The organism is Tropicibacter sp. Alg240-R139 (genome assembly GCF_900537075.1).
Classification (GTDB): Bacteria; Pseudomonadota; Alphaproteobacteria; order Rhodobacterales; family Rhodobacteraceae; genus Falsiruegeria.
In genome coordinates, this window is the sequence record NZ_UNRA01000007.1 from 104,569 (window position 1) to 129,073 (window position 24,505).

At 59.5% G+C, this 24,505-nt stretch carries 24 protein-coding genes; 11 read left to right on the top strand and 13 right to left on the bottom strand.

Annotation, left to right across the window (positions count from 1 at the left end; genetic code table 11):
- Positions 1-40 precede the first annotated feature (40 nt).
- From G6R15_RS20800 to G6R15_RS20820, 5 genes are all read right to left on the bottom strand, one after another.
- Entirely contained in the window at positions 41-1,168 is a 1,128-nt protein-coding gene (locus tag G6R15_RS20800; RefSeq protein ID WP_164661905.1) for an acyl-CoA dehydrogenase family protein, read from the bottom strand.
- 5 nt (positions 1,169-1,173) lie between these two features.
- Positions 1,174-2,364 carry an acyl-CoA dehydrogenase family protein gene (locus G6R15_RS20805; RefSeq protein ID WP_164661906.1) on the bottom strand — a complete coding sequence of 397 codons (1,191 nt, stop codon included), beginning with the start codon at positions 2,362-2,364 and terminating at the stop codon, positions 1,174-1,176.
- A 106-nt stretch (positions 2,365-2,470) separates the two neighbouring features.
- A complete protein-coding gene (locus G6R15_RS20810; RefSeq protein WP_164661907.1) occupies positions 2,471-3,646 on the bottom strand; it encodes an acetyl-CoA C-acyltransferase in 1,176 nt (391 codons plus the stop codon).
- Positions 3,643-5,739, bottom strand: coding sequence for a 3-hydroxyacyl-CoA dehydrogenase NAD-binding domain-containing protein (locus G6R15_RS20815; RefSeq protein WP_164661908.1), 2,097 nt, complete (start codon positions 5,737-5,739; stop codon positions 3,643-3,645). Before G6R15_RS20815 ends, G6R15_RS20810 begins: the two co-directional genes overlap by 4 nt.
- 265 nt (positions 5,740-6,004) lie before the next feature.
- Positions 6,005-6,697 (bottom strand): FkbM family methyltransferase, encoded by a 693-nt coding sequence (locus G6R15_RS20820; RefSeq protein WP_240336825.1) that lies wholly within the window; start codon positions 6,695-6,697, stop codon positions 6,005-6,007.
- Positions 6,698-7,019: 322 nt separating this feature from the next.
- Between G6R15_RS20820 and G6R15_RS20825 the strand changes: the two genes are divergently transcribed.
- Entirely contained in the window at positions 7,020-7,238 is a 219-nt protein-coding gene (locus G6R15_RS20825; RefSeq protein WP_164661909.1) for a DUF1127 domain-containing protein, read from the top strand.
- Positions 7,239-7,271: 33 nt separating this feature from the next.
- Here G6R15_RS20825 and G6R15_RS20830 read toward each other — a convergent pair whose 3' ends face one another.
- From G6R15_RS20830 to G6R15_RS20865, 8 genes are all read right to left on the bottom strand, one after another.
- Positions 7,272-8,546: an aspartate aminotransferase family protein gene (locus G6R15_RS20830; RefSeq protein ID WP_164661910.1), complete on the bottom strand. Its 1,275-nt coding sequence runs from the start codon at positions 8,544-8,546 to the stop codon at positions 7,272-7,274.
- 64 nt (positions 8,547-8,610) lie between these two features.
- Positions 8,611-9,714 carry a mandelate racemase/muconate lactonizing enzyme family protein gene (locus G6R15_RS20835; protein WP_164661911.1) on the bottom strand — a complete coding sequence of 368 codons (1,104 nt, stop codon included), beginning with the start codon at positions 9,712-9,714 and terminating at the stop codon, positions 8,611-8,613.
- Positions 9,711-10,820, bottom strand: coding sequence for a mandelate racemase/muconate lactonizing enzyme family protein (locus G6R15_RS20840; RefSeq protein WP_164661912.1), 1,110 nt, complete (start codon positions 10,818-10,820; stop codon positions 9,711-9,713). Before G6R15_RS20840 ends, G6R15_RS20835 begins: the two co-directional genes overlap by 4 nt.
- Complete coding sequence (locus G6R15_RS20845; protein ID WP_205520604.1) at positions 10,817-11,101, bottom strand: cupin domain-containing protein; 285 nt, start codon at positions 11,099-11,101, stop codon at positions 10,817-10,819. Before G6R15_RS20845 ends, G6R15_RS20840 begins: the two co-directional genes overlap by 4 nt.
- Positions 11,098-12,204, bottom strand: a complete 1,107-nt coding sequence (locus G6R15_RS20850) for a mandelate racemase/muconate lactonizing enzyme family protein (protein ID WP_164661913.1) — start codon at positions 12,202-12,204, stop codon at positions 11,098-11,100. Before G6R15_RS20850 ends, G6R15_RS20845 begins: the two co-directional genes overlap by 4 nt.
- Positions 12,201-12,779 (bottom strand): dimethylsulfonioproprionate lyase family protein, encoded by a 579-nt coding sequence (locus tag G6R15_RS20855; RefSeq protein ID WP_164661914.1) that lies wholly within the window; start codon positions 12,777-12,779, stop codon positions 12,201-12,203. Before G6R15_RS20855 ends, G6R15_RS20850 begins: the two co-directional genes overlap by 4 nt.
- Positions 12,776-13,858: an alcohol dehydrogenase family protein gene (locus G6R15_RS20860; protein WP_164661915.1), complete on the bottom strand. Its 1,083-nt coding sequence runs from the start codon at positions 13,856-13,858 to the stop codon at positions 12,776-12,778. Before G6R15_RS20860 ends, G6R15_RS20855 begins: the two co-directional genes overlap by 4 nt.
- 87 nt (positions 13,859-13,945) lie before the next feature.
- Entirely contained in the window at positions 13,946-16,399 is a 2,454-nt protein-coding gene (locus G6R15_RS20865) for an FAD-dependent oxidoreductase (protein WP_164661916.1), read from the bottom strand.
- A 68-nt stretch (positions 16,400-16,467) separates the two neighbouring features.
- On the opposite strand from G6R15_RS20865, the gene G6R15_RS20870 reads away from it, so the two are divergent.
- From G6R15_RS20870 to paaE, 10 genes are all read left to right on the top strand, one after another.
- Positions 16,468-17,355 carry a MurR/RpiR family transcriptional regulator gene (locus tag G6R15_RS20870; protein WP_164661917.1) on the top strand — a complete coding sequence of 296 codons (888 nt, stop codon included), beginning with the start codon at positions 16,468-16,470 and terminating at the stop codon, positions 17,353-17,355.
- Entirely contained in the window at positions 17,352-18,443 is a 1,092-nt protein-coding gene (locus G6R15_RS20875; RefSeq protein WP_164661918.1) for an aromatic ring-hydroxylating dioxygenase subunit alpha, read from the top strand. The genes G6R15_RS20870 and G6R15_RS20875 overlap by 4 nt, the downstream gene beginning before the upstream one ends.
- Positions 18,444-18,468: 25 nt before the next feature.
- Complete coding sequence (locus G6R15_RS20880) at positions 18,469-18,891, top strand: GFA family protein (RefSeq protein WP_164661919.1); 423 nt, start codon at positions 18,469-18,471, stop codon at positions 18,889-18,891.
- 30 nt (positions 18,892-18,921) lie between these two features.
- A complete protein-coding gene (locus G6R15_RS20885) occupies positions 18,922-19,314 on the top strand; it encodes a carboxymuconolactone decarboxylase family protein (RefSeq protein WP_164661920.1) in 393 nt (130 codons plus the stop codon).
- 198 nt (positions 19,315-19,512) lie between these two features.
- A complete protein-coding gene (gene pcaF, locus G6R15_RS20890; RefSeq protein ID WP_164661921.1) occupies positions 19,513-20,715 on the top strand; it encodes a 3-oxoadipyl-CoA thiolase in 1,203 nt (400 codons plus the stop codon).
- Between the two features lie 13 nt (positions 20,716-20,728).
- A complete protein-coding gene (gene paaA / locus G6R15_RS20895) occupies positions 20,729-21,706 on the top strand; it encodes a 1,2-phenylacetyl-CoA epoxidase subunit PaaA (RefSeq protein ID WP_164661922.1) in 978 nt (325 codons plus the stop codon).
- Between the two features lie 86 nt (positions 21,707-21,792).
- Entirely contained in the window at positions 21,793-22,077 is a 285-nt protein-coding gene (gene paaB, locus G6R15_RS20900) for a 1,2-phenylacetyl-CoA epoxidase subunit PaaB (protein WP_164661923.1), read from the top strand.
- The gene (gene paaC / locus G6R15_RS20905; RefSeq protein ID WP_164661924.1) at positions 22,077-22,838 is read left to right on the top strand and encodes a 1,2-phenylacetyl-CoA epoxidase subunit PaaC; all 762 of its coding nucleotides are present in this window, start codon (positions 22,077-22,079) and stop codon (positions 22,836-22,838) included. Before paaB ends, paaC begins: the two co-directional genes overlap by 1 nt.
- A 103-nt stretch (positions 22,839-22,941) precedes the next feature.
- Positions 22,942-23,403, top strand: coding sequence for a 1,2-phenylacetyl-CoA epoxidase subunit PaaD (gene paaD, locus G6R15_RS20910; protein WP_164661967.1), 462 nt, complete (start codon positions 22,942-22,944; stop codon positions 23,401-23,403).
- A gap of 24 nt (positions 23,404-23,427) precedes the next feature.
- Positions 23,428-24,501: a 1,2-phenylacetyl-CoA epoxidase subunit PaaE gene (gene paaE / locus G6R15_RS20915; RefSeq protein ID WP_164661925.1), complete on the top strand. Its 1,074-nt coding sequence runs from the start codon at positions 23,428-23,430 to the stop codon at positions 24,499-24,501.
- The last annotated feature ends 4 nt before the right edge of the window (positions 24,502-24,505 follow it).

The window sequence follows — 24,505 nt, forward strand, 5'->3', positions numbered from 1 at the left end:
TTTCTGACGTGTCCACGAAGCCCGTGAAGCTTTCTGTGGGCTATGCTGCGCTGAGTCCAATAAACCGCTCCAGATGATAATCCGCGTCGCCAAAGCGATGGTCGGTCATGACAATCCGCTTGGCAATATGGGCGAGTTCGTACTCTTGCGTCATAGCGATGCCACCATGCATCTGAATCGCCTCTTCGGCCACCAATCGGCCAGTACGGGCAATCAGGTTGCGCGCGGCGGCGATCTGGCGGTCACGGTCGTCGCTGTCCAGGTGACCCGCCGCATTGGTGACAGCCGAACGTGCCTGTTCCAACTCGATCAGCAAGTCCGAGAACCGATGCGCCAACGCCTGGAACGTCCCGATCGGACGGCCAAACTGCTTGCGCGTCATCAGGTATTCGCGGGTGAGTTCCGTAGCGCTCTCCATCGCGCCCATGGCCTCGGCTGCTAAAGCGACGTTGGCCCGCGCAACGACATCTGCGAGCGCCTCGAACCCTACGCCTTCGGCCCCAAGTCGGGCTGACGTCGGCACACGCACATTGTCCAATGTCACCTCCGCCGCACGACCCCCGCTCATCATCGGATAACCCTGCATCGTCAGGCCATCGGCATCGGCAGGCACCAGGAACAACGAGATGCCATCCAGGCTAAACGGCCCCCCGCCCTCGCGAGCAGAGACGATCAGAAAACCGGCTGCTTCAGCATTGATGACAACAGCCTTGCGGCCTTCGATCACGATCTCGCCGCCATCGACTTTGGCTGTGGTTTCCACCCGGCTCAAGTCATAGCGGCTGGCCGGTTCGCCATGAGCCAGTGCCAGATGTAGGCCGCCACCAATCACCTCTTCTACCAGCCCATGTTGTGCATCGTCGCCAAGGGCTGCGATCAGCCCGCCACCCAAAATGGCGGTATCCAGGAACGGCTCGACCACACCGGCGCGGCCCAGCTCTTCGAACACCGTCGAGATGTCAAAGCCCGCGCCACCGAACCCGCCCTGCTCTTCGGTGAACAGCGCGCCTATAACGCCCAGTTCCGCCAGTTCGCCCCAAATCTCATCGCTGTGCCCTGCGTCACTGTCGATAATCGCATTGCGCTTGGTTGTGGTGTAACGCTCGGACAGATAGCGCCTCAGCGTGTCCTGTAGCATCTGCCGCTCTTCGGTCAGATTGAAATCCATATCCTTCAGCCCCCCATCTTTACTTTGGCGATGATCCCGCGCTGGATCTCGTTCGATCCACCAAAGATCGACAGTTTGCGATTGTTAAAATACTGCGCTGCGACGGGGCCGGCATACTCAGGCCCGACAGGATCATTGTCCCCCTCGACTGCCTCGGACGCAAACGGCATCGCGTATGGCCCTACCGCGCGGCGCGCCAGATCATTGATTTCCTGCCGGATGATGGTGCCCTTGACCTTGAGCATCGAGCTTTCGACACCCGGTGCTGCTCCGGCCGCCGCCTGACTGATGATACGCAGATTGGTTGTGGACATGGCCATCAAATCAATCTCGACCTGCGCCAGTCGTGCTGCAAAATGCGGGTTCTCAATCAGCGGGCGGCCATTTGCGCTTTCTTGACGGGCCACACGTTTCACCGCGTCCAGACCAGCACGACTAAAGCCGACGCCAGCAATCCCGGTGCGTTCATGGGTCAGCAGATACTTGGCATAGGTCCAGCCCTTGTTCTCCTCGCCCACCAGGTTTTCAACCGGCACACGGACGTTGTCAAAAAACACCTCGTTCACTTCGGGCGTGCCATCGAGCAAAACGATGGGTCGCACCTCGATCCCGGGTGTGTTCATGTCAATGAGCAGGAATGATATGCCTTCTTGCTGCTTTGCATCCGGATCGGTGCGCACAAGGCAGAAAATCCAATCGGCGTATTGTCCCAAAGTGGTCCAGGTCTTTTGCCCATTGACCACGTAATGGTCCCCCTCTCGCACGGCCCTGGTCTTGAGCGACGCCAGATCCGATCCCGCGCCGGGTTCGGAATAGCCCTGACACCACCAGTCGGTGCCATCCAGGATACGGGGCAGATAATGATCCTGCTGTTCTTTCGATCCGAACTTTTGCAGCACCGGAGCCAGCATCGACAGGCCAAAGGGCACGATGCGTGGCGCGTAGGCCGCAGCACATTGATCTTCGAAGATATGGCGTTGCACAGCGTTCCATTCGGCCCCGCCAAACTCCTTTGGCCAATTGAACGACAGCCAGCCTTGTTCGTTCAGGATGGAATGCCACAGCTCATGACCTTCCTTACCGATGTGCTCCCCCCGGCGGACCTTGTCTGACATGCTCTTGGGCAGCTTTTCCTCCAGAAACGTTCGCACCTCTTCGCGGAACGCCTGTTCCTCTTTTGTGTAACTCAGATCCATACCCGGTCTTTCTCCCTAAACATCTGCGGCTAGGTGCAATTGCCCGGCACCCCGTGCTGGGCCGCCTTTGTCCGGGCCTCGATGGCCCGGACAAAGGCCCTTACCGTCAATAAATCTCGAACAAGCCGGCCGCGCCCATGCCGCCGCCGATGCACATGGTCACCACACCCAGCTTGGCACCGCGCCGCTTGCCTTCCAGCATCAAATGCCCGGTCATCCGTGCACCGGTCATGCCATAGGGGTGACCAATCGCGATCGAGCCGCCATTGACGTTGTACTTCTCCGGGTCGATCCCCAGACGGTCGCGGGAATAGAGGCACTGGCTCGCAAAAGCTTCGTTCAGTTCCCATAGGTCGATGTCGTCAACCTTCAGCCCATGACGCTCCAGCAGACGAGGTACGGCAAAGACAGGGCCGATGCCCATTTCATCGGGCTCACAGCCTGCGATCGCAAAGCCCTTGAATGCACCCAATGGCGTCAGACCGCGCTTCTCTGCCTCGGCCGCTTCCATCAGCACAACCGCCGCCGCGCCGTCGCTCAATTGCGAGGCGTTACCCGCAGTGATCGCTTTTTCAGGTCCGCGTATTGGGTCCAGCCCTGACAGCCCCTCTATCGTCGTTGCCGGTCTGTTGCATTCATCCCGATCTACAACGACTTCTTTCTGCGAAATCTCACCAGTTTCACGGTCCTTGACCGCCATCGTGGTGGTCATCGGCACGATCTCATCCGCAAACTTGCCTGCCTCTTGCGCCGCTGCGATCCGTTGCTGGCTGCGCAAAGAATATTCGTCCTGATATTCACGGCTCAGCCCATAACGCTCGGCCACGATGTCCGCCGTCTCGATCATGGACATATAGACTGCAGGCTTGTGCTCCAGGACCCAAGGGTCCGGCGCGGGGCGCATTTTCGACTGCACCAGTGAAATGCTCTCGACTCCGCCCGCAACCATCGGGCCAGCGCCTTCTTGCGTGATCGCGTTTGCAGCCTGCGCGATAGCCTGCAAGCCGGACGAGCAAAAGCGGTTCACGGTCATACCGGATACTGTCACCGGCAAGCCTGCGCGGATTGCGATCTGGCGGCCGATGTTGCCGCCGGTTTCGCCCTCAGGCAGGCCACAGCCAATCACGCAATCCTCGATGTCCGAACCCTGAAGGCCAGCGCGCTCGATAGCGGCTTGAACGGCATGCCCGCCCATGCTTGCGCCATGAGTCATGTTGAACGATCCCCGAAAGGACTTCGCCAGCCCAGTGCGGGCGGTGGATACGATTACAGCCTGTTTCATTGTGCAGCTTCCTTATTCAGATCATCAAAGGTGCGGCCCTCGGCCACGAGTTTTTCGAGAAGTGGGGCGGGCTGCCAGAAATAGTCGTCTTCCTTGGACCACTCTTGAATATCCGCCAACAGCTGGGGCAATCCGACCATGTCAGCCCATTTCAGTGGTCCGCCGCGATAGCGTGGAAAGCCGTAACCATAGAGCAGTGTCACATCCACATCGAGCGGACGCCGGGCGATGCCTTCGCCCACCACTTTAGCCGCCTCGTTGACCATGGCAGCCATGTAACGACGCACGATCTCTTCGTCAGTGAATTCACGCGCCGTGATCCCTTTGATCAACCGTTCTGACGCGATCATCGGCATCACATCCGGGTTGGGCACCCCAGCCCGCTTACCGGCGTCATAGATGTAATATCCCTTACCGGTCTTTTGTCCGAAATGGCCCTGTTCGCAGATCTTGTCGGCATAAGAGCTGTCGCGTACACGCGAATCCAAGCCCTCGGCCCGTTTGCGTTTGCGCACCGACCACCCGATATCCAACCCGGCCAGGTCGGCCACGGCAAAAGGCCCCATGGCAAAGCCAAAGTCTGTCAGCACTTTGTCTATCTGGTAAGGCGATGCCCCATCCAATATCATGTGATCAGCACATGTCCGATAGGTCGACAAAATCCGGTTACCGATGAACCCATCGCAAACCCCGGCCCGAACCGAGATCTTGCGCATCCGGGCACCGAGCGCAAATCCCGTGGCCACTACATCAGGCGCAGTCGCATCGGCCACTACCACTTCGAGCAGCTTCATCACATGGGCTGGCGAGAAGAAGTGCAGTCCGATCACATCGGCCGGTCGGCTGGTACAGGCCGCGATTTCATCGATGTCGAGATACGAGGTGTTCGACGCAAGAATTGCACCCGGCTTGCAGACGGCATCAAGTTGGGTGAACACCTTTTTCTTGACATCCATGTCCTCGAACACGGCCTCAATCACCAGATCAACGTCGCCAAGCGCGGCGTAGTTAGTCGACAGGGTCAACGCTTTGGTAGTCAGCTCCTCGAATTGGGCTGGGTTGAGCTTGCCGCGTTTCAGTGCACCACCCAAGTTGCCCTCTATCCGGTTCTTGGCGGCTTCGGCAGCCTCGGACGACATTTCCATCAGAACCACTGACAACCCGGACAGCAGCGCAGCCGTTGCAATACCTGCACCCATTGTGCCGCCACCAATCACGCCGATGGCATTCAGATCGCGGGGCTTGGCGCCCTTGAGTTCTGGCAGTTTGCCGACGGCGCGTTCGGAAAAGAAGGCATGGATCATGCCCTGGCGTTGATCCGAGGCCATGAGTTCCATGAACAGTTCGCGTTCGCGGTGCATGCCTTGGACAAACGGCAACTCACAACTGGCCTGAATACCACGAACCGCAGTCGCGGGTGCGATCTTGCCTCGGCTTTTCTTCAGCACCACGTCATAAAGAGCATCGAAATCGACCGCCTTGGGTCCATGCATTTCGCTGATGGCCCGACGGGGCGCGCCACTGTCGATCAACTGGCGCGCGTAGGCCAAGCCGATTTCACGCGGAGAGCCTTCTTCAACACGGTCGACAATGCCAAGTTTCAGCGCTTCTTTCGCACCAACCTGACGGCCTGAGGTTATGATGTCTACGGATGCATCCACACCGATCAATCGCGGCAATCGTTGCGACCCACCTGCCCCTGGCATGATACCAATCAGCACTTCGGGCAGGCCCACACGTGCAGACGGTACCGCGATACGATAGTGACAGCCCAAAGCGACCTCGAGCCCGCCGCCCAAGGCAGTACCGTGCAGGGCTGAAACGACGATCAGCGGCGAAGATTCGATGCGTGAGCAGACATTGGGCAAAAATGGCTCGGACGGCGGCTTGCCAAATTCGCGAATATCGGCACCAGCAAAATAAGTGCGCCCTTCGCCATAGATCAACACCGCCTTGGCACCGTCGGCCTCGGCTCGGGCCATGCCGTCGACCAGCCCCTGGCGCACTTCCAACCCCAAAGCATTCACCGGCGGATTTTGAGCGGACAACACCGCAATATCCCCGATCAGTTCGTATCCAATTGCCTCTGACATCGGCATCCACTCCCCTTTGACAGTATGCGCGTCGGATAAATGCGACGCGCCAACTTCTCTGGGCCGAACATATCCCCGCTGCGGCTGATTTTGCCACTGTCGGGTTCTTTCATCGTGACATGTTCGGCAGTCATTTCATCTTGCGAAACACCGTTTTGCAAACAAGAGGGTGGTCCGCCCTGATCCCAAGATCAAGGAGAATTCGCCGAAACGACGTAAGGTTGGAGATGGGTTCGGAGGCGCGCCCGGACCTTACCGCAGGTTGTCAGCCTTCGGGGCGCACGCAGGTCCAGACGGTACGCGTGGATTTTTCATCGACGCGTTCGAACCCGGCGTCAGTCAAGATGGTCTTGCATTCCCGCATGCCTTCGACACCATAGGCCTCGGGGTGGAATTCCAGCACCACCCCACGGAAACAGGACAGATCGGCGTGGCGCAACAGTTCCAGCTCGCCCCCTTCGATGTCCATCACCAGAACGGTCGGTTCAAGCGCGTCGCAAACTGTTGCGAACGAGGCCGTCGGCACGTCCACTACATTGGACGGACGGTTGCCAGGGTTCAAAAGAGAAGACCCGAGATAGCTGGTGCGAATGTGAAATTGCAGAGATTCGGGGCGGTCTTCGGCGCTGATCAGCACTTGGTTGTTTACCGAAATGAGGTCTTGCAGATTGTTGAGTATATAAAGCTCGTTGATGGCATCCAAGAGTTCGGGATTTGCCTCGAACGAATGGATAGCCTTGGGCTTGGCGTTGTGAGCAATGACCGCGCCCACCAGACCGATGCCCGCGCCGATTTCCAGAACCGTATCGTCAGGCGTTACTACATGAAGCGAGCCTTCGATCTCTTGACCCTCGTAGCGGGCGGCCTTGATCCGCTCGATGCGTTTTTCGTGCAGAAACCGTGTCATGGGCACTTTGACGCCCAGGCATTCTGCGGCAACGGTTTGCGTGTCAGTCACTGCTCAGGTCCTTGTGCCCCATTTCTTTGCGCTGCATCCTGCGGAGATGAGCGCCAAAACGCAAGGGCTGTTGGTGGTGTTTCACGGACCAAGGCACCGGGTCAGATGTCGTGCATTTGGCAATACCACCTACCCGGTGCCCCAAAGACCTCATCGCGTGCCTCACCCCCGACCTTGGCCGACCTTTCACCCGGGAAACATGAACCGAAAATGCACCCTTGCGTGCGGCGCACATCAGATATTCCAAGGTCGCCCCTACTCAATGCTGCAAGCGCAGCATAAATGTCGATCAACCGAAACCTGTACCGGGAGATTATTGAAAATGGCTGTAACCGCCTCACGCTCGCACACCGTTCTTTCGATTCTTGGCGCCGTCGCTGACGTTTTTATCGGCATCTGGAACGCCCTGGCTCATATCGGCGCAGCAAATGCAAAAGTGCACCGCATCCAAGTGCTGTCCAACTTAAGCGATGCAGAACTAGATGCACGAGGAATCAAACGAGAAGATATCATCCGTCAGGTTATCGGCCAGGCATTCTAAGCGGGTGGGATCTTGATGAACCCCAACCGTTTCTTAAACCAGTGATGCGGCTGCGACTTCATATGCCCGATGTGTTAGCTCAAAGTCGGCCTCGGTCAGGGCCAAAGACGGATAAGTCTTGCCTGATGCCTTGAAGATGCCCTCTTGCATCAGGACTGCGTTGAATGTGGCCGCTTTGGCTGAGTCCGAGTTGAACACATCGCGATAGTCGCGTGGCTGGCTCTCGGCGAAGACGATCTCGAACAGCGTTGGATCACCCACGATCTGATGTGCGATTCCTCGAGCCGACAAGGCTGTACCCGCCATGTCCATCAGCCGCTGACCATTGGCGCGCAGTTGGTCATAGGCGCCATCACGGCGCAGCACCTCCATCGTTTTGAGACCCGCAACGGCCGCCACTGGGTTGCCTGACAGGGTGCCCAGTTGCATCAACCATTTGTCTGCCCCAACAGCCGCCTTGTCGAAATGCGCCATGATGTTGGCACGCCCTGCGATCGCCGCCAGCGGGAAGCCGCCACCGATGACCTTGCCCAAAGTCGCCACATCGGGTGTGACCCCATAAAGCTCCTGCGCCCCGCCGTAAGAAAAACGGAAGCCTGTCACCACCTCGTCAAAGATCAGAACGATGCCGTATTTGTCGGCCTCTTCCCGCAGCAGCTGCAGGAAGCCGGGCATCGGCGGTATGATCCGTTGCAGTGGTTCGACAATGATTGCAGCCACCTGGTCCCCATGTTCGGCCAACAGCGAGCGGATGTAATCAGGGTCGTTAAAGGGTGCGATCAGCATTTCAGCCCGAACGCTTTCAGGGATACCCGCGCTATCCGGCACCGCCTGCGGAAAGTTGACCATGCGGGATGGCGCCAGCGACATCTGCGCCTCGGCGCTCATGCCGTGATACCCACCCTCAAATTTCACGATCTTGTCGCGGCCCGTGAAGGCGCGGGCCAGGCGGATGGCATACATATCAGCCTCGCCCCCGGACGAAACATAGCGGATCTGATCGGCACATGGCACCGCGCGGCAGATCTCTTCGGCCAATTCGACCCCTGCGGCGTTGTTGGCAAAAAACGTCATCCCCTTGGGGAGCTGTTCGACGACTGCTTCGAGCACTTCGGGGTGGCCGTGGCCCAGCAGCATTGGACCAGAGCCGATCAGAAAGTCGACGTATTCCTTGCCGTTTTCATCCCAGACTCGGCTGCCTATACCGTCGCGAATGAACATAGTCGGGTCAAAGTTGCCAAATCCGCCGCCTGGAAGGACGGATTGGGCGCGCTCGAACCAATCGGCTTGTGAGAGGACTTTGTCCATTGCAGTGATCCTTTGCCGTAGGGGATTTCCTTGGGTGGATAAATTTTGACCAGAAAGTCAAAAATCAGTCAAGAACGAGATCGGGCGGGCCGAGCACATTTTTGTCAGGTCGAATGCCAAGTCCCGGCCCGTCTGGCGGTGCAATCCGCCCCTGATTGCGTATCGGGCCATCAGGAGCGAGCCGTGGGGCGACGTAGCCTGACAGGTCGCAGACGTTCAAAACGCGTGCCGGATCGGTTGAGGCGCCCAGGTGTAATAGCGCTGCTGTGGTGATGTCCGAGCCCCAAGTGTCTTCGATGCACATCTTGGCCCCCAAATGCAGACACAGGTCGCGGGCGCGACAGGTGGCGGACAGCCCGCCGAATTTCGACAACTTTAGCGCCACGGCGTCCATGCATCCCTGGGCATGGCCTGCGAGCAGGCTAGCCGTGTCATGGGCGCTTTCATCGAGCTTCATCGGCAAGCCAGTTGCGGCGCGGACACGGGCGCAATCTTCGATGTTGGCGCAGGGTTGTTCCAGCATGATGTCCAGATCGGCCACGGCACGGCCAACGCGGGTGGCGTCGAGCGACGTGGCGCCGCAATTCCAGTCGCCATAGACCAGCGGTCCGTCTCCTACCGCGTCGCGTACTTTGCGCAAGCGGGCGACATCGGCCTGCCAATCGGCATCGGCACCAAGCTTGACTTGGAACTGGCGTATCCCTGTTTGATAGGCGGTCTGGGCAATACGGGCCATTTCATCCGGGGCGATGCAGGTGATCGAATGATAAAGTGGCATCGACTCGGCCCGGCGCCCGCCCAGAAGCGCATGCAGCGGCAGGTTCGCGGCCTGCCCGGTCAGATCCCACAGCGCGATATCCAGTGCGGACTTGGCATAGACGTGGCCCTGCAGATGTTTGTCGAGTTTGGCCATCAGCGCCTCAGGGCCAACCGGGTTCGCGCCGAGCAGCACCGGGGCCATCTCTTGCACAGCGGGCGCCACGCCTCGCGCGTAGGCAGGTAGGTAGTGGGGGATCGGGCAGACCTCTCCCCACCCGGTTAGGCCGGTGTCGGTTTCCAGCGCAACAACCACCGTCTCGACCGTGTCGCAGGATTTACCCTCGGCCATGTAGTAAGCGGTGTGACTGGTGAGCGGCACGTGCCACACAGAGATGCGCGTGAGTTTCATGGGGTGTAGACCGCGACCGGATCGCTCAGGGCGTCTTCGTCCGGATGAACGCCAAGGCCAGGGGCTTCGGGTAAGTGCAAATGTCCGTCGATGTTGCGGGGGCCACGGCCACTGGCAATGTCCACGGTGAGCATATCCTGACAGGCCCAGACCGCGTGGCAGTTGGCGTCGGGGATGGTAGCGGCCAAATGCAGCGCCTCGGTATCGGCCAGAACCGAACCACCGGTGGCCATGACGAACATGTCGATGCCGTGCGCAAGGGCAATGTCGCGCATACGGGCAGCTTTGGTCAGGCCGCCGACACGGTTGAGTTTGATGCCAAAGACTTCGGCCAAACCATCGCGGGCGATGCGCGCGGCGTCTTGCAGGGTAACGAGGCTTTCGTCGACACTGACCGGGGCTGAATGCAACGGGCGGATGGCGGCGATGTCGTCGAGGGTTTCACCGGGTTGCTCGAACATCACATGCAAATCTTCGGTCGCACGCATCACGCGCAGAGCTTGCTGCCGGGTCCAGCCTCGGTTCACGTCATAGAGCACGACCTCGCCAGGGCGGCGGATGTCTTCCATGTCGCGGACGCGTTCGATGTCGCGTTCCACGTCGCCGCCTATCTTGACCGAATGAGCGACATAGCCGCGCTGGCGGTAGCGGTCGACAACGGCGCGGGTTTCCTGCGCCGTCTTGGCCCCAACAGACGATGCAATTGGGCGTGGAGTGCGCGAGCCACCGCCCATCAGATCCGCAATCGGCTGGCCCGCCGCCTGCCCCGCGATGTCCCAGCAGGCCATGTCGATGGGGGACTTGGCATAAAGGTGTCCCGGCAACGCCAGATCCATCGCGCGTTCGACATCCAGCACCCGGCGCGGATCGAGCCCGAGGATGAAGGGTGCCATGGTTTCGATCCCAGCGCGGATGCCGGGACCATGTGCGGGAACGTAGGTGTGCCCCCAGGGTGTTCCCTCGCCCCAGCCAATCAGACCTTCGTCCGTTTCAAGCTTGACGAGCGTTGCATCCAAAACTTCGAACTTGAGCCGCCCGCCTGAGAGCCAATAAGGATGCTCGAGCGGCAAATCGACGTGATAGACCGTGATGCGGGTGATTTTCATTTCAATTCCACTTCAACAAAGCTCATCGGCTGATCCGAGGCGTTGATGACATTGTGTTCGACACCTTCGTCGCGTCGATATGAGGTGCCTGCAGGGACAGTAACTTCGTTTGTCGTGCCGTCGGGCAGTTCCAGCCGCATGTGACAGTCGGTGACAGCGGTGATGACGTAATCCATGGCATGGCGGTGCCAGCCGGTTTCTGCGCCGGGCGCGAAATCGAACCGAGTGACCCGAACCCGGTTGTCGTCGATCATCTGTGTGGCTTTGGCTTGCTCTGTCATTGGACAAACTCCTCTACCGGGGTGCCGAGACTATCGAAATCAACGGCAACACCAAGCCCCGGCGTGTTTGTGGCGTACAGCTTGCCGTCGCGTGCCTCTGGCCCGCCGATGCCGGTTGATCGGGTGTTGTAGTTCATCAGATCGGTGGTGTTGTGCAGATACTCGGTCGGCGTGGTGGCCGCGAAATGTGCAAGAGCAGCGCTGGTAATCTCTCCGCCCCAAGTGTCTTCGGCCACAACCGGAATTCGGTTCTCGACAAGGTAATCGCGCACACGGCGGGCTTTGGACAACCCACCAAGGTTTGAGATCTTGAGACACACAAGCTCTGCCGCACGATCCGCCACGATCTGCTGCGCCACAGCCATGCCGGTCACGCATTCATCCAGCTTCATCGGCAGGTCGGTCTGGGCGCGCACCTGGAGGCATTCAGCGTAGGTGCGGCAGGGTTGTTCCAGGATGTAATCCAAGTCATGCGTGGCTCGGGCCACGCGTATCGCATTATCAACGCGCCAGCCCTGATTGGCATCGGCCATCGCCTTTTCACCCGGTTTCAACAGTGGCACGGTCGCACGGATACGGTCGATGTCGGCGGCCCAATCGCCGCCCACTTTGATCTGAAACTGGCGATACCCTTGGGCGCGATAGCCCTCCATCTCGGCGATGGTCTCGTTGGTGCCTTTCTGCGGGGCCACACGGTACATCGGCGCGCCATCGGTCAGCTTGCCACCCCAGACCGCCCAAAGCGGCGCGCTCAGGGATTGTGCCAGAATGTCCCAACAGGCCGCGTCAAAAGGTGCTTTGGCATAGCCGTGCCCCTGCACCAGATGATCCATGACCTGCTCTATCCGGGCCACGTTGCAAGGGTCCTCGCCCAGCAGATGCGGCGCGACCAGTCGGGAAAGCGCGGGCACCCCTTCGGAGTGCGCAACCATATAGTTCTCGCCACAAGGTGTGAACTCACCACAGCCTTGCAACCCCGCATCTGTGTCGATCACAACGACCGACGCGCGTGCGGACTTGATCGCATTGCCCGCGCCCCAGACGTAAGCCCCGCCTACGTAAGGAAGGTCCATCTGAAAGATGCGGATGCGGGTAATTTTCATGCGGCGTCCATCTTCGGCAGATCGGCCATGCCTGCCCCGCGCCAAAGCACGAAGGTCAGGATGGGGTGGCCGTTGGTCACCATGGCGTGGCTTTGCCAGCTGGTGTGTGCACGGGTTTGGCCTGCTTGGAAGCTGGCCTCATCCTCATCCGCGTAGAATGTCGCCTCGCCGGCGATGCTGAGGTAGAGTTCCTCAGCCTCGTGGCTGTGCCAGTCATAGCTCAGCCGCTCGCCCCAATAGCCGATGTAGCCGCGCAACTGGGTTGAGTGGAAATGACCCGTGGGGCCGAAGAGCTCGAAATAGCCATAACGGTTGCGGAAATCGGTGCCGACTTCTTCCTCGGTGTAGGTGCGTTTCCAGCTTGCCAGATGCGTGGCCGCCTTGACCGCCTGAACCAAGGCGTCCGTCTGAGGGGTTCCCGGTAGGGCCAAGTTCGCCACAAGGTCGGTGGCGGGGACAGCGCGCGGTTGCAAGCCGGATGGGGTTAGATCATCTGGCCAGGGGGCGAACCCGTTCAGATCGGGGTGAAGGTTGTGCAATTGCCGGGCGGCTTCGAGGACTGCGTCGAGGGTCATGGGATCACTACGATGTTTCCGGTGTGGGCTTTGTCGATAAAGGCCTGCTGGGCCTCTCGTAGCTGATTAAGCGGATAGGTCGCGGCCAAAGCTGGCTTGATCTTGCCATCCTCTATGTATTTCGCGACATCAGTGAAGTTTTCGGGCCGGTTCACGGTCGAGCCCACAAAGGTCAGATCACGCAGGTAGAACGTACGCAGGTCAAGCTCGACCATGGGGCCAGCGATCGCGCCCGAACAGGTATAGCGCCCGCCGCGTTCAAGGATGTCGATCAGTTTGGGCCAGTTGTCGCCCCCGACCACATCTGCAACCACCGTGACCTTCTCACCTTTGAGCGCCTTGCGCAGGTTTTCGGGGCTCCGCGGGAGGATCACGTCCGGACCCAACTCGGCGACCTCGGAATGTTTGGCCTCAGACGCCATTGCGATGGCACGCGCGCCGCGCAATTTGGCCAGCTGGATTAGCGCGCCGCCCACGCCGCCGGATGCCCCCGGGATCAGCACCGTGTCTCCTGCCCCGACATTGGCGCGGTCCATCATGCCTTCGGCGGTGACATAGGAGCAGGCGAATGTCGCCAACTCGGCGTCGCTGAGGTCACAGTCGATAGGGGCAATGCCACGCACGTCGGCTTTGGTGTATTCGGCATAACCACCGTCGCATTCAGAGCCGAAGTAGCCTGCCTTATCGCGGTTCATCGGTTCGTCCCAATCCCGCAACCAGCCTGCGACCATGACGCGTTTGCCAATGAGGTCCGGATCAGCGCCCTCGCCGACCGCCACAACCTCGCCGACTGCATCCGCGCCTTGGATGCGGGGAAAGGTAAGCGGCGCGCCGCCCCAAGTGCTGTCCTCGTCGTCGACTTCGCCATAGGAGCTGCCGGTTGTGGCCTCGTCCACCGCCTTGGAGTACCAACCCGTGCGGGTATTCACGTCGGTGTTGTTGAGACCGCAGGCGCCGACCTTGATCACCACCTCCATCGGCCCGGCCTGGGGCGTGGGCCAATCCTCGTGCCACTCGTACTTGTCCAGATCGCCGTGGCCGGTCAGAACCATGGCCTTCATCGTTGCGGGAATGGTCATGTAAGGTTTCCTTTCAAGGTGAGAGGGGGCGCTGCCCCCCGCCTTCGGCTCCCTCCGCCGTATTTGGAACAAAAAGAAGAGCTTTGGTCATTCTGCGGCCGCCTTGGTGGCGTCGGTGCGGGGCAGCAGGCTTTGCGGGTCGTAGGCCGGTTCGCCCAGGATGCGGCCCTTGCGGGGGTTGCCTGCGATGATAACCTCGACCTCGGTGCCGGGTTGGTTGGCGTGGGGTTTGATGTAGGCGAAGGCCAGGATCTTACCGACCGTGTGGCCATAAGCCACCGACGCGGTCGAGCCGACCACCTGACCGTTCAGCATTACGGCCTCACCGCCATGGCCGTCTTCGACGCCGTCGGGTTCAATCTCGAGATAGGCGCAGACCCAAGGCAGATCGGTGTTGAGCGTCTTGTCCTTGCCCAGATAGTCCTTGTTCTGGCGCGCAAAGCGCAGCACGTCGGCCTCGGCCAAGGTGACCTCATTGGTCAATTCGCCAGCCCCCTTGAACCCCTTCTCCATCCGCAGGGCGTTCATCGCGAAGGACCCGTAGTCGGTTATGCCATGCGCCTCGCCAGTGGCCCAAAGCGCATCGTAGACGGCCAGTGTGCTGTCGCGGGGGATGTGCAGTTCCCACCCCAGCTCACCCGCATAAGACATACGGAAGGCCCAAATTTTGTGACCTGCGACCTCAATTTCCTGCGCGGTGAGCCATTTGAACCCGGCGTTCGTCAGGTCTGCATCGGTGCAGGCGGCCAGCACGTCGCGGGCGGCGGGGCCGTTGAGTGACAGGGCAGCCCAATCGTTGGAGCGCAGGATGATCTCGGCATTTTCTCCGTCACGCTGCTGTTCCAAATGATCCAGCAGGCGCTGTTCAAAGAAGGCGGCGCAGACGAGGTAGTACCGCCCCTTGTCCAGCTTCACGACTGTGGTTTCCAGCTCGATCCGACCCCGGCGGTTGAGCATGTGGGTCAGTGCAATCCCCCCCACCTTTTGCGGCAGGCGGTTGGCTGTCAGCCGGTCGAGCAATGCTTCGGCGTCCGGGCCCGCAACTTCGACCTTGGTAAAGGCCGAGATGTCCATGATGCCCACCGCCTCGCGCACGGCCTTGCATTCGCTTGCGACGATGTTGTGCACGTCGTTACGCTTGAACGAGTAGTGGTCGCGCTGCTCCACGCCATCCCGCGCAAACCAGCGGGGGCGTTCGTGGCCAAAGACCTCTTCGTAGACCGCGCCCTTGTCCTTGAGCCGCTCATACAGCGGCGAGGGCTTGATCGGTCGCCCTGCAAGTCGGTTGAAATGCGGGAATGGGATTTCGTGGCGCAGGCAGTAATCTTCCTTGGCCTTGGTGACCTGCCAATCCTTGTTGGCATAGTTGCCAAAGCGGCGAGGATCATATTCGCGTATAGATATGTCGGCAGAGCCGTGCACCATCCAGCGCGCCAACTCGCGCGTCAGGCCGGGGCCCCAGCCGATGCCGATCTGTGTACCACAGCAGCACCAATAGTTGCGCACGCCTGGCGCAGGACCAATCAGCGGGTTTCCATCCGGCGGGTGCGAGATGGCGCCGTGCACGTCGCGGGAAATCCCCAGCTCGGCAAAGATCGGCATGCGGTTCAGGCTTTCCTCGAGCCAGGGCATGACGCGGTCATAGTCGGCATCGAAAAGCCAGTTCTCGTAATCCCACGGGCATTCATCCAGCCAGACTGCGTTGGGATTGGCCTTTTCATAGATGCCGATCAGGCCGCGCTTCTGCTCCATCCGGATGTAACCCGAAACCTTTTTGTCGTCGCGGATGACGGGGAGTTCCTTGTCCAGCCCCGCGAACTCGGGCACCGGGTCGGTGACGAAATAATGGTGCGTCATCGAGGTCATGGGCAATTGCAGGCCGGACCATTCGCCCATCTGGCGGGCATAGGTGCCGCCCGCATTCACCACATGCTCGCAGGTGATGGTGCCCTGTTCGCTTTCAACCATCCATTCGCCCGAGTTAGCCTGGGTGATGTTGGTGGCGCGGCAGCGGCGGATGATCTTGACGCCCAGCGCACGTGCACCTGCTGCCATGGCCATTGTCACATTGGTCGGGTCAACGTGTCCGTCATCCGGCGTGTGCAGCGCGCCCAGAACACCGTCGAGGTTGTAGAACGGATGCAGCTCGGCTACCTTCTCCGGCCCAACAAGTTCGATGTTGAACCCCAGCGACCGCCCCACGGACAGGGTGTGGCGGAGCCAGTCCATCTCGTCTTCGGTATAGGCCAGCCGGAACGACCCGCAGCCGTGCCATGTCACCGCCTGCCCGGTCTCGGCCTCCAACGCGCCGGAATAGAGCCCGATGTTGTAGTCCACGCATTTGCCCAGCCCGAACGAACTGGTTGAATGGGTGATCTGCCCTGCTGCGTGCCAGGTCGAGCCGGACGTGAGCTCGCCCTTTTCCAGCAAGACGACATCGCTCCAGCCTTCGTGCGCCAGGTGATAGGCAAGACCCACCCCCATGACACCGCCGCCTACGATGACAACTCGGGCATGCGACGGCAGTTTATTCTCGGACATGATTTTTCCACTTCATGCATCACGATTCTGCTCGACAGGCTAATTCCACATTTGTACCATCGTCAATCATGAATGAAACAAATGTATCATCAATCGTTCTCGACCGCCTGACCAAGGAATGGGACGCCTTGACGCCTGAGGCGCAGAAAGCCGCGCGTTACGTGCTGGAAAACCCCACAGATGTGGGGGTTTCGACCGTGCGCGAGATTGCCGAGGCCGCCAATGTGAAGCCAAACACCTTTGTGCGGATGGCCCGGCAGGTGGGCTTTGATGGGTACGAGGATTTCCGCGCGCCCTTCCGCGATGCGATCAGGCGGGGGGCTGTATCCTTTCCTGATCGCGCCCGCTGGTTGCAGGACATTGGCAAGTCGGGCGAACTGGGCGGGCTGTATGCCGACATGGTTGGCGCTGCAATCAGAAACATCGAAGAGACCTTTGGCGGTATCAGCCCTGAATCGCTGCAAGCCGCAGCGACAGACATATGGAATTCACGGCAAGTTTTCACATTGGGCGTCGGCGTCAACAATTCAAACGCGCGCAATTTCACCTATCTTGCCTCGACCGGCATGAAGCAGTTTCACGCGATCCCGCGACCAGGGTCCACCGCAATTGATGATCTGGCGTGGGCCGACGAGCAGGACGTATTAATCGCCATAACCTGCCATCCCTATCGCACCGAGGTAATCGAGGCGATCAAACTGGCGCGCGAGCAAGGCATGACCGTCGTGGGGCTGTCGGACAGCCCGGCAAGCCCGGTGATCCTGAACGCCAATCACGGCTTTGTTGTCGCCGCCGATACCCCGCAATTCTTCCCCTCGTCCGTGTCGACCATCGCTTTGCTGGAAACCCTGCTGTCCTTTGTCGTGGCCGTTTCCAGTGACGAGATTGTCGAACGGGTCGAGCGGTTTCATCGTCGTCGCCATCAATTGGGCCTATATGCGGAGGAGCCTGAATGAACGCACCCCTGACGCAGTCTCTGGACGCGCGCTATTATACCGATCCTGCGATTTTCGAGCAGGAACTGCGGGGTCTGTTGGCCCGGACATGGCAGTTCGCGGGCCACATCGCGCAGGTGCGCGAGATCGGGGACTACTTTGCTTTTGAAATCGCGGATGAAAGCCTGTTCTGTATCCGGGGGCGTGATGGCGAAATCCGCACCTTCTATAACGTGTGCCAGCATCGTGCCCATGAAATGGTCACGGGTGCGGGAAACACGCGCGTCGTGGTCTGTCCCTATCACTCGTGGACCTACGAGCTGTCGGGCGAGCTGCGCGCAGGGCCCAACATCAAGTCGGTACCGGGATTTGACCGCTCGGCCATCTGTCTGACATCGGTGCGCACCGAAGTGTTCAACGGCTTCATCTTCGTTAATCTCGATGACGAGGCCACGCCGATGGACGACTGGTATCCCGGCGTGCGCGAGGAAATCCGCGCCTATGTGCCCCACATCGACGCGCTGGAACCGCTGGAATGGGTCGAGGTGCCTGAAAACTGCAATTGGAAAGTCAGCATCGAGAACTATTCAGAATGCTATCACTGTCCCACCAACCACCCCACCTTTGCCGAAGGCGTGGTCAAGCCCGAGACCTATGACATCAAGCCCGACGAGGGCGGCGGCTATGTTCTGCGTCACACGACCGAGTGTCAGAGCCTCGACAGGATGACCTATCCCATCGACATGTCCGTGCCCCATGCCGGTGACTATCAGTCCTGGTTCCTTTGGCCGATGTTCTCCTTCCAGTGTTACCCGGGCAATGTTCTCAACACCTATCACTGGCGCGCCGAGGGCACGGATCACTGCGCCGTCTGGCGTGGCTGGTACACCGAGGGCGGATCGGAAAGCGCTGTTATCCGACAACTTGCGGTTCAAGATCGTGAGACGACTGTGGAAGAAGACATTCACCTTGTGGAATCGGTCTATCGCGGCCTTAAATCGCGGGGCTACAGACCTGGACCGCTGGTCCTGGACCCATCCGGCGGGGTGATGTCCGAGCATTCCATTGCCAGGTTGCAACAATGGATGCGCGAGGCCGTTGATCTGTAACAAGGCGTGTGCATGGAGGTGACATGTGACCAATCTATCGGGGAAATGCATGTGTGGCGCGGTTACTTGGTCGTCCGCCGGACCTGTGACTAGGCGCCTGTCGTGTCATTGCGACGATTGTCAAAAAGCCACGTCATCGCCTTTTACCACATTTGTCGGACTAGCACCCGACACCGTCACCTGGACCGGCGATATCAACCACTTCGAAAGCTCGCCGGATTCCCATCGTGGGTTCTGCCCCGAATGCGGCACGCGGCTCTATTTCCGGTCCGCCAAGTGGCCGGGTGAAATCCACATCCACGCCGCGACCCTGAATGAGCAAGCAGACTATGCCCCAGACGCGCATGTGAAACTGGAAGATGGCGTTGCATGGCTGCGCCTGTCCGATGACATCCCAAAACACCAAAGCTTTCAGGCTACACCCAAAACCGGGCTGTCTGAGGGCTGACCAACAGCAAAGACCGATACGGAGACTTACATGGCCGATTTGTTCAACGAAGACCTGTTCCTCAAGGGCCTGGAACAGCGCAAAGACACCTTGGGTGCAGAATACGTCGAAAAGAACCTGGCCGCAGCAGATGAATTCACCCGCCCCTTTCAAGAAGCGATGACGGCCTGGTGCTGGGGCTTTGGTTGGGGTGATGACGTGATCGAACCCAAGACACGCTCTATGATGAATCTGGCCATGATCGGTGCATTGGGCAAGATGCACGAGTGGGAGATCCACTGCCGCGGCGCGCTGAACAACGGTGTCAGCAAAGAGGAAGTTCGCGCCATAATCCACGTAATCGGCATCTACTGCGGGGTTCCGCAGTCATTAGAGTGCTTCCGCGTGGCCCGCAAAGTGCTGGAAGAGGCCGGGCAGCTTTGACGGTAATCCACACCGAAATCATCGAACCCGCCGCCCTTGGGACGGCGGGTTTTTTGTTTTCACACTCGACAACGTGTTACTAAAATCATCAACTTTACAATTATGTGTTACATTTCACTTGCTGCGAATCACAATCACACGTATTACCCGACCAAGCGGTCACCTTATAGTGACGCCAACGAGTGGAGACTTTTCTGAATGGACGCCTTCATCTGCGACGCACAGCGCACCCCAATTGGACGATACGGCGGAGCCCTGTCCGGGGTCCGGACGGACGACCTTGCTGCGCTGCCAATTGCCGCCCTGATGGAACGCAACCCCGATGTAAACTGGTCCAACGTCGATGATGTGATCATTGGCGATGCCAACCAAGCGGGTGAAAGCAACCGCAACGTGGCGCGGATGGCCGGACTGTTGGCTGGGCTGCCAACCGACGTTCCGGGTACAACCGTAAATCGCCTGTGTGCCAGCGGCATGGACGCCGTTGGAATGGCTTCACGCGGGATCAAGGCCGGTGACTATGACTTGGTTATCGCCGGTGGCGTCGAAAGCATGAGCCGCGCGCCCTTTGTGATGCCCAAGGCCACCAGCGCCTTCAGCCGCGCCAACACCGTCTATGACACCACCATTGGCTGGCGTTTCGTGAACAAGAAGATGCACGAAATGTACGGCACCGATACTATGCCTCAGACCGCTGATAACGTGGCCGAGGATTACGGCGTAAACCGTGCTGATCAGGACGCCTTTGCGGCGCGCAGTCAGGCCCGGTGGGCCGCTGCGCATGAAGCCGGGATTTTCAAAGACGAAATCACGACAGTCACCATCCCGCAGCGCAAAGGCGATCCGATCATATTCGACGCGGACGAGCACCCGCGCCCCAGTTCAACCGCCGAAAAGCTCTCGGGTCTCAAGGGCATCAACGGTCCGGGCAAGACGGTCACCGCAGGCAACGCGTCAGGCGTCAACGACGGGGCGGCGGCGATCCTGATGGCGAACGAGGCTGCAACTGCCAAGAATAACCTCACGCCGATGGCGCGCGTTGTGGGCATGTCCGTGGCGGGCGTTGCCCCTCGCATCATGGGCATCGGTCCGGTTCCTGCCTGCCGCAAGGTGCTGGCACGTGCGGGGCTCACCATCGAGCAGATGGATGTGATAGAATTGAACGAAGCCTTTGCCAGCCAGGGTCTTGCCACCCTGCGAGAGCTTGGCGTGGCCGATGATGCACCCCATGTTAACCCCAACGGTGGTGCTATCTCTATCGGTCACCCGCTGGGTATGTCGGGCGCACGTCTGGTATTGACCGCGGCCTATCAATTGCAACGCACCGGTGGGCGCTATGCGCTGTGCACCATGTGTGTTGGCGTCGGTCAGGGCGCAGCCCTGATCCTGGAACGAGTGTAAGGAGGGAACTGCCATGTATGCACAGATGGTCAAATCCGAAGCGTCGCAGGAAGATCCTGAAAAGCTGGCAGCCTTTCAGGCCCGCATCGACGCAGGTGAACGGATCGAACCCAAGGATTGGATGCCCGAAGGATACCGCAAGACCCTGATCCGCCAGATCGGTCAGCACGCCCATTCCGAGATCGTCGGCACCCTGCCCGAAGGCAACTGGGTCACACGCGCACCCACTTTGGAGCGTAAAGCGATCCTGCTGGCCAAAGTGCAGGATGAGGCGGGCCATGGTCTGTACCTTTACTGCGCGGCCGAGACATTGGGTGTTAGCCGGGATGAAATGACCGAGATGCTGCTGGATGGCCGCATGAAGTATTCGTCAATCTTCAACTACCCCTCGCTGAATTGGGCCGACATCGGCGCCATCGGCTGGCTGGTGGACGGTGCTGCGATCATGAACCAAGTACCGCTGCAGCGGACATCATATGGCCCTTACGCCCGCGCCATGGTGCGCATCTGCAAGGAAGAAAGCTTCCACCAGCGTCAAGGGTACGATTCCATCCGCGCTTGCGCCGAAGGTACACCCGCGCAGAAGAAAATGGCTCAGGATGCGCTGAACCGCTATTGGTATCCGTCGCTGATGATGTTCGGCCCGCCAGACGGGGACTCGGTGCATTCGGAACAGTCGATGGCGTGGAAGATCAAGATCAACACCAACGACGAACTGCGTCAGAAGTTCGTGGACCAGACCGTGCCGCAGGCGGAATTCCTGGGCCTGACTATCCCGGACGAGAACCTGAAATGGAACGAAGAGCGCGGGCATTATGACTTCAGCCAACCCGATTGGTCCGAGTTCTTTGATGTGATCAAGGGCAACGGCCCCTGCAACGTCGATCGCTTGGCCGACCGCAACAAGGCCTGGGACGATGGTGCCTGGGTGCGTGAAGGCATGTTGGCCCACGCCCGCAAGAAAGCAGCCGCCAAAGTCGCGGCCGAGTAACAAACGTAGACATATCTGCTGTGCGAGGAGCCCGGTTTTAGCCACCGGTGTCTGCCCTTGTGCCCAGCTAGGAGGAGACCCAAGCTATGAACAACGAATGGCCTCTGTGGGAAGTTTTCATTCGCGGCCAGCACGGCATGAGCCACCGTCACGTTGGCAGCCTGCACGCACCGGACGCCGAAATGGCGATCAAGAACGCCCGCGATGTATATACCCGCCGCAACGAAGGCGTGTCGATCTGGGTGGTTGAGGCCGTGCATATCGCCGCCTCGTCGCCCTCGGACAAAGGCCCGCTTTATGAGCCCAGCGAAAGCAAAGTCTATCGTCACCCGACCTTCTTTGACATTCCTGATGAAGTGGGGGCCATGTGATGACGCGTAACGAGGCTCTGTTCGAATTCCTCCAACGTATGGGGGACAACACCCTGATCCTGGGTCACCGGATCAGTGAATGGTGCGGTATGGCCCCGGTTCTGGAAGAGGACATCGCACTGTCAAACACCGCGCTGGACTTCATCGGTCAGACACAGTTCTGGCTGGGTTATGCCGGTGAGATTGAGGGCGAAAGCAGGGATGCGGACCGTCTGGCGTTCCACCGCGACGCCTGGGATTTCCGTAATGTCTTGTTGGTCGAAATGCCGAATGGCGATTTTGGTCAGACCATTATGCGGCAGTTCCTGTTTGACGCCTGGCATTCGATCTATGTCGCGCGCCTGATCAAAAGCAGCAACAAGCGCGTGTCCGAGATCGCCGAAAAGGCCAGCAAGGAAATCGCCTATCACTTGGAGCGTTCGGCCGACACGGTTGTGGCCTTGGGTGATGGGACCGAGGAAAGCCATGCCCGCATGCAAAAGGCACTGGATTACCTTTATCCCTATGTGGGTGAGATGTTTCTCTCTGACGAGGTGGATGCCGAGATGGCCGCGGCAGGCATTGCCCCGGACCCAAGCACGTTGCGCGATGAGTATGATCTGCTGGTGCAGAAGGTTCTGGACGAGGCAACACTCACCGTGCCTGGGAACCGCTTTGCCCAAAAGGGCGGCAAATCCGGCGCCATGCACACCGAACATCTGGGTCATCTGCTGTGCTCGATGCAGTGGTTGCAACGTGCCTACCCCGGCGGAAATTGGTGACAACCGATGCCACGGGGGACCAATTTCTTTCAAAGAAATTGAACCAGAATTTTTCGAAAAATTCTGTCCGCGGGTGGCGATCGAACGACGCAAGGCAAGCCAAATGAACCATGCAAGCATAGATCAGATCTGGGAATGGCTTGACGCCGTTCCTGACCCTGAGATCCCAGTGATCTCACTCATCGATCTCGGCGTCATTCGAGACGTCGCATGGAACGATGACACGCTGATCATCACAGTGACGCCAACTTACTCGGGCTGCCCCGCGACGTCCGTGATCAACATGGATATCGAGACCGCCCTGCGAGATCACGGCATCGAAAAGCTGCAGCTCAAACAGCAGCTGAGCCCGGCCTGGACCACCGATTGGTTGACAGAGCGCGGCAAGGCCCGACTGGAAAATTATGGGATCGCCCCACCGCAACCCGCAGGCGGACCGGAACGGTGCCCCCATTGTGGCAGCGGCAATGTGCAAAAGGTCAGCCAGTTCGGCTCAACCCCTTGTAAGGCGCATTGGCGCTGCACCGACTGCCTGGAACCGTTCGACTATTTCAAATGCATCTGAGCCCCAGATAAGAGGAGACGCCCCATGGCGCGCTTTCACGATCTGACCGTCACAGACGTTCACAAAACCATCCGCGACGCTGTCGTGGTCACACTGCAACCCGTCAACGGCGCAGCCGAAGAATTCGACTTCACCCAAGGCCAATACCTGACCTTCCGCCGCGATTTCGACGGCGAAGAGCTGCGGCGGTCCTATTCGATCTGCGCCGGCAAGGACGAAGGCATTTTGCAGGTTGGCATCAAACGCGTCGACGGCGGCGCCTTTTCGACCTGGGCCAATGAAGAGCTGAAAGTGGGGGACACCATTCAGGCGATGCCGCCCATGGGCGGCTTCTTTACGGCGCTCGATGCGGATTCCAGCAAGCATTACCTTGGCTTTGCCGGTGGCTCCGGTGTGACGCCCGTGCTGTCCATCCTCAAGACCACACTGGCGCGCGAACCAAAGGCGCGGTTCACGTTGGTTTATGCCAACAGGGGCGTCAACACGATCATGTTCCGCGAGGAGTTGGAGGATCTCAAGAACCTCTACATGGGGCGGCTCAATGTGATCCACATTCTGGAAAGCGACGCGCAGGATATTGATCTCTTCACCGGTCTGGTGACGCAAGAAAAATGTGCCGAGCTCTTCAAACGCTGGATCGATATCAAGACCGTGGACACCGCCTTTATTTGCGGACCCGAGCCGATGATGCTGGGCATTGCCGCTGCTCTACGCGATCACGGGCTGGACGATGCACAGATCAAGTTCGAACTGTTTGCCAGCGCCCAACCGGGTCGCGCCAAGCGCAAGACCGCCTCGGGCGATGCTGCAAGCAGCGCCAACCAGACTAAGGCAGCCATCACGCTGGACGGTTCGACCCAGACGATCACCCTGCCCAAGGACATGTCGATCCTGGACGGTGCGCTCGAAAATGCGATGGACGCGCCTTACGCTTGCAAAGCAGGAGTTTGTTCAACATGTCGTTGTAAGGTGCTCGAGGGCGAGGTCGAAATGGTCGCGAACCACGCGCTGGAGGATTATGAGGTCGAGAAAGGCTATGTCTTGTCCTGCCAGGCCTTCCCGCTGACGGATTCCGTCACAGTCGACTTTGATCAGTAAGGAG

Bases quoted from the DNA above. Each gene is read 5' to 3' on its own strand.
- paaE (WP_164661925.1), top strand. From the start codon at position 23,428: ATGGCGCGCTTTCACGATCTGACCGTCACAGACGTTCACAAAACCATC.
- paaA (WP_164661922.1), top strand. From the start codon at position 20,729: ATGTATGCACAGATGGTCAAATCCGAAGCGTCGCAGGAAGATCCTGAA.
- G6R15_RS20870 (WP_164661917.1), top strand. From the start codon at position 16,468: ATGAATGAAACAAATGTATCATCAATCGTTCTCGACCGCCTGACCAAG.
- G6R15_RS20800 (WP_164661905.1), bottom strand. From the start codon at position 1,168: ATGGATTTCAATCTGACCGAAGAGCGGCAGATGCTACAGGACACGCTG.
- G6R15_RS20815 (WP_164661908.1), bottom strand. From the start codon at position 5,739: ATGTCAGAGGCAATTGGATACGAACTGATCGGGGATATTGCGGTGTTG.
- G6R15_RS20835 (WP_164661911.1), bottom strand. From the start codon at position 9,714: ATGAAACTCACGCGCATCTCTGTGTGGCACGTGCCGCTCACCAGTCAC.
- paaB (WP_164661923.1), top strand. From the start codon at position 21,793: ATGAACAACGAATGGCCTCTGTGGGAAGTTTTCATTCGCGGCCAGCAC.
- G6R15_RS20805 (WP_164661906.1), bottom strand. From the start codon at position 2,364: ATGGATCTGAGTTACACAAAAGAGGAACAGGCGTTCCGCGAAGAGGTG.
- G6R15_RS20875 (WP_164661918.1), top strand. From the start codon at position 17,352: ATGAACGCACCCCTGACGCAGTCTCTGGACGCGCGCTATTATACCGAT.
- G6R15_RS20845 (WP_205520604.1), bottom strand. From the start codon at position 11,101: ATGACAGAGCAAGCCAAAGCCACACAGATGATCGACGACAACCGGGTT.
- G6R15_RS20825 (WP_164661909.1), top strand. From the start codon at position 7,020: ATGGCTGTAACCGCCTCACGCTCGCACACCGTTCTTTCGATTCTTGGC.
- G6R15_RS20810 (WP_164661907.1), bottom strand. From the start codon at position 3,646: ATGAAACAGGCTGTAATCGTATCCACCGCCCGCACTGGGCTGGCGAAG.
- G6R15_RS20830 (WP_164661910.1), bottom strand. From the start codon at position 8,546: ATGGACAAAGTCCTCTCACAAGCCGATTGGTTCGAGCGCGCCCAATCC.
- paaD (WP_164661967.1), top strand. From the start codon at position 22,942: ATGAACCATGCAAGCATAGATCAGATCTGGGAATGGCTTGACGCCGTT.
- G6R15_RS20885 (WP_164661920.1), top strand. From the start codon at position 18,922: ATGGCCGATTTGTTCAACGAAGACCTGTTCCTCAAGGGCCTGGAACAG.
- G6R15_RS20850 (WP_164661913.1), bottom strand. From the start codon at position 12,204: ATGAAAATTACCCGCATCCGCATCTTTCAGATGGACCTTCCTTACGTA.
- paaC (WP_164661924.1), top strand. From the start codon at position 22,077: ATGACGCGTAACGAGGCTCTGTTCGAATTCCTCCAACGTATGGGGGAC.
- pcaF (WP_164661921.1), top strand. From the start codon at position 19,513: ATGGACGCCTTCATCTGCGACGCACAGCGCACCCCAATTGGACGATAC.
- G6R15_RS20855 (WP_164661914.1), bottom strand. From the start codon at position 12,779: ATGACCCTCGACGCAGTCCTCGAAGCCGCCCGGCAATTGCACAACCTT.
- G6R15_RS20840 (WP_164661912.1), bottom strand. From the start codon at position 10,820: ATGAAAATCACCCGCATCACGGTCTATCACGTCGATTTGCCGCTCGAG.
- G6R15_RS20860 (WP_164661915.1), bottom strand. From the start codon at position 13,858: ATGACCATTCCCGCAACGATGAAGGCCATGGTTCTGACCGGCCACGGC.
- G6R15_RS20865 (WP_164661916.1), bottom strand. From the start codon at position 16,399: ATGTCCGAGAATAAACTGCCGTCGCATGCCCGAGTTGTCATCGTAGGC.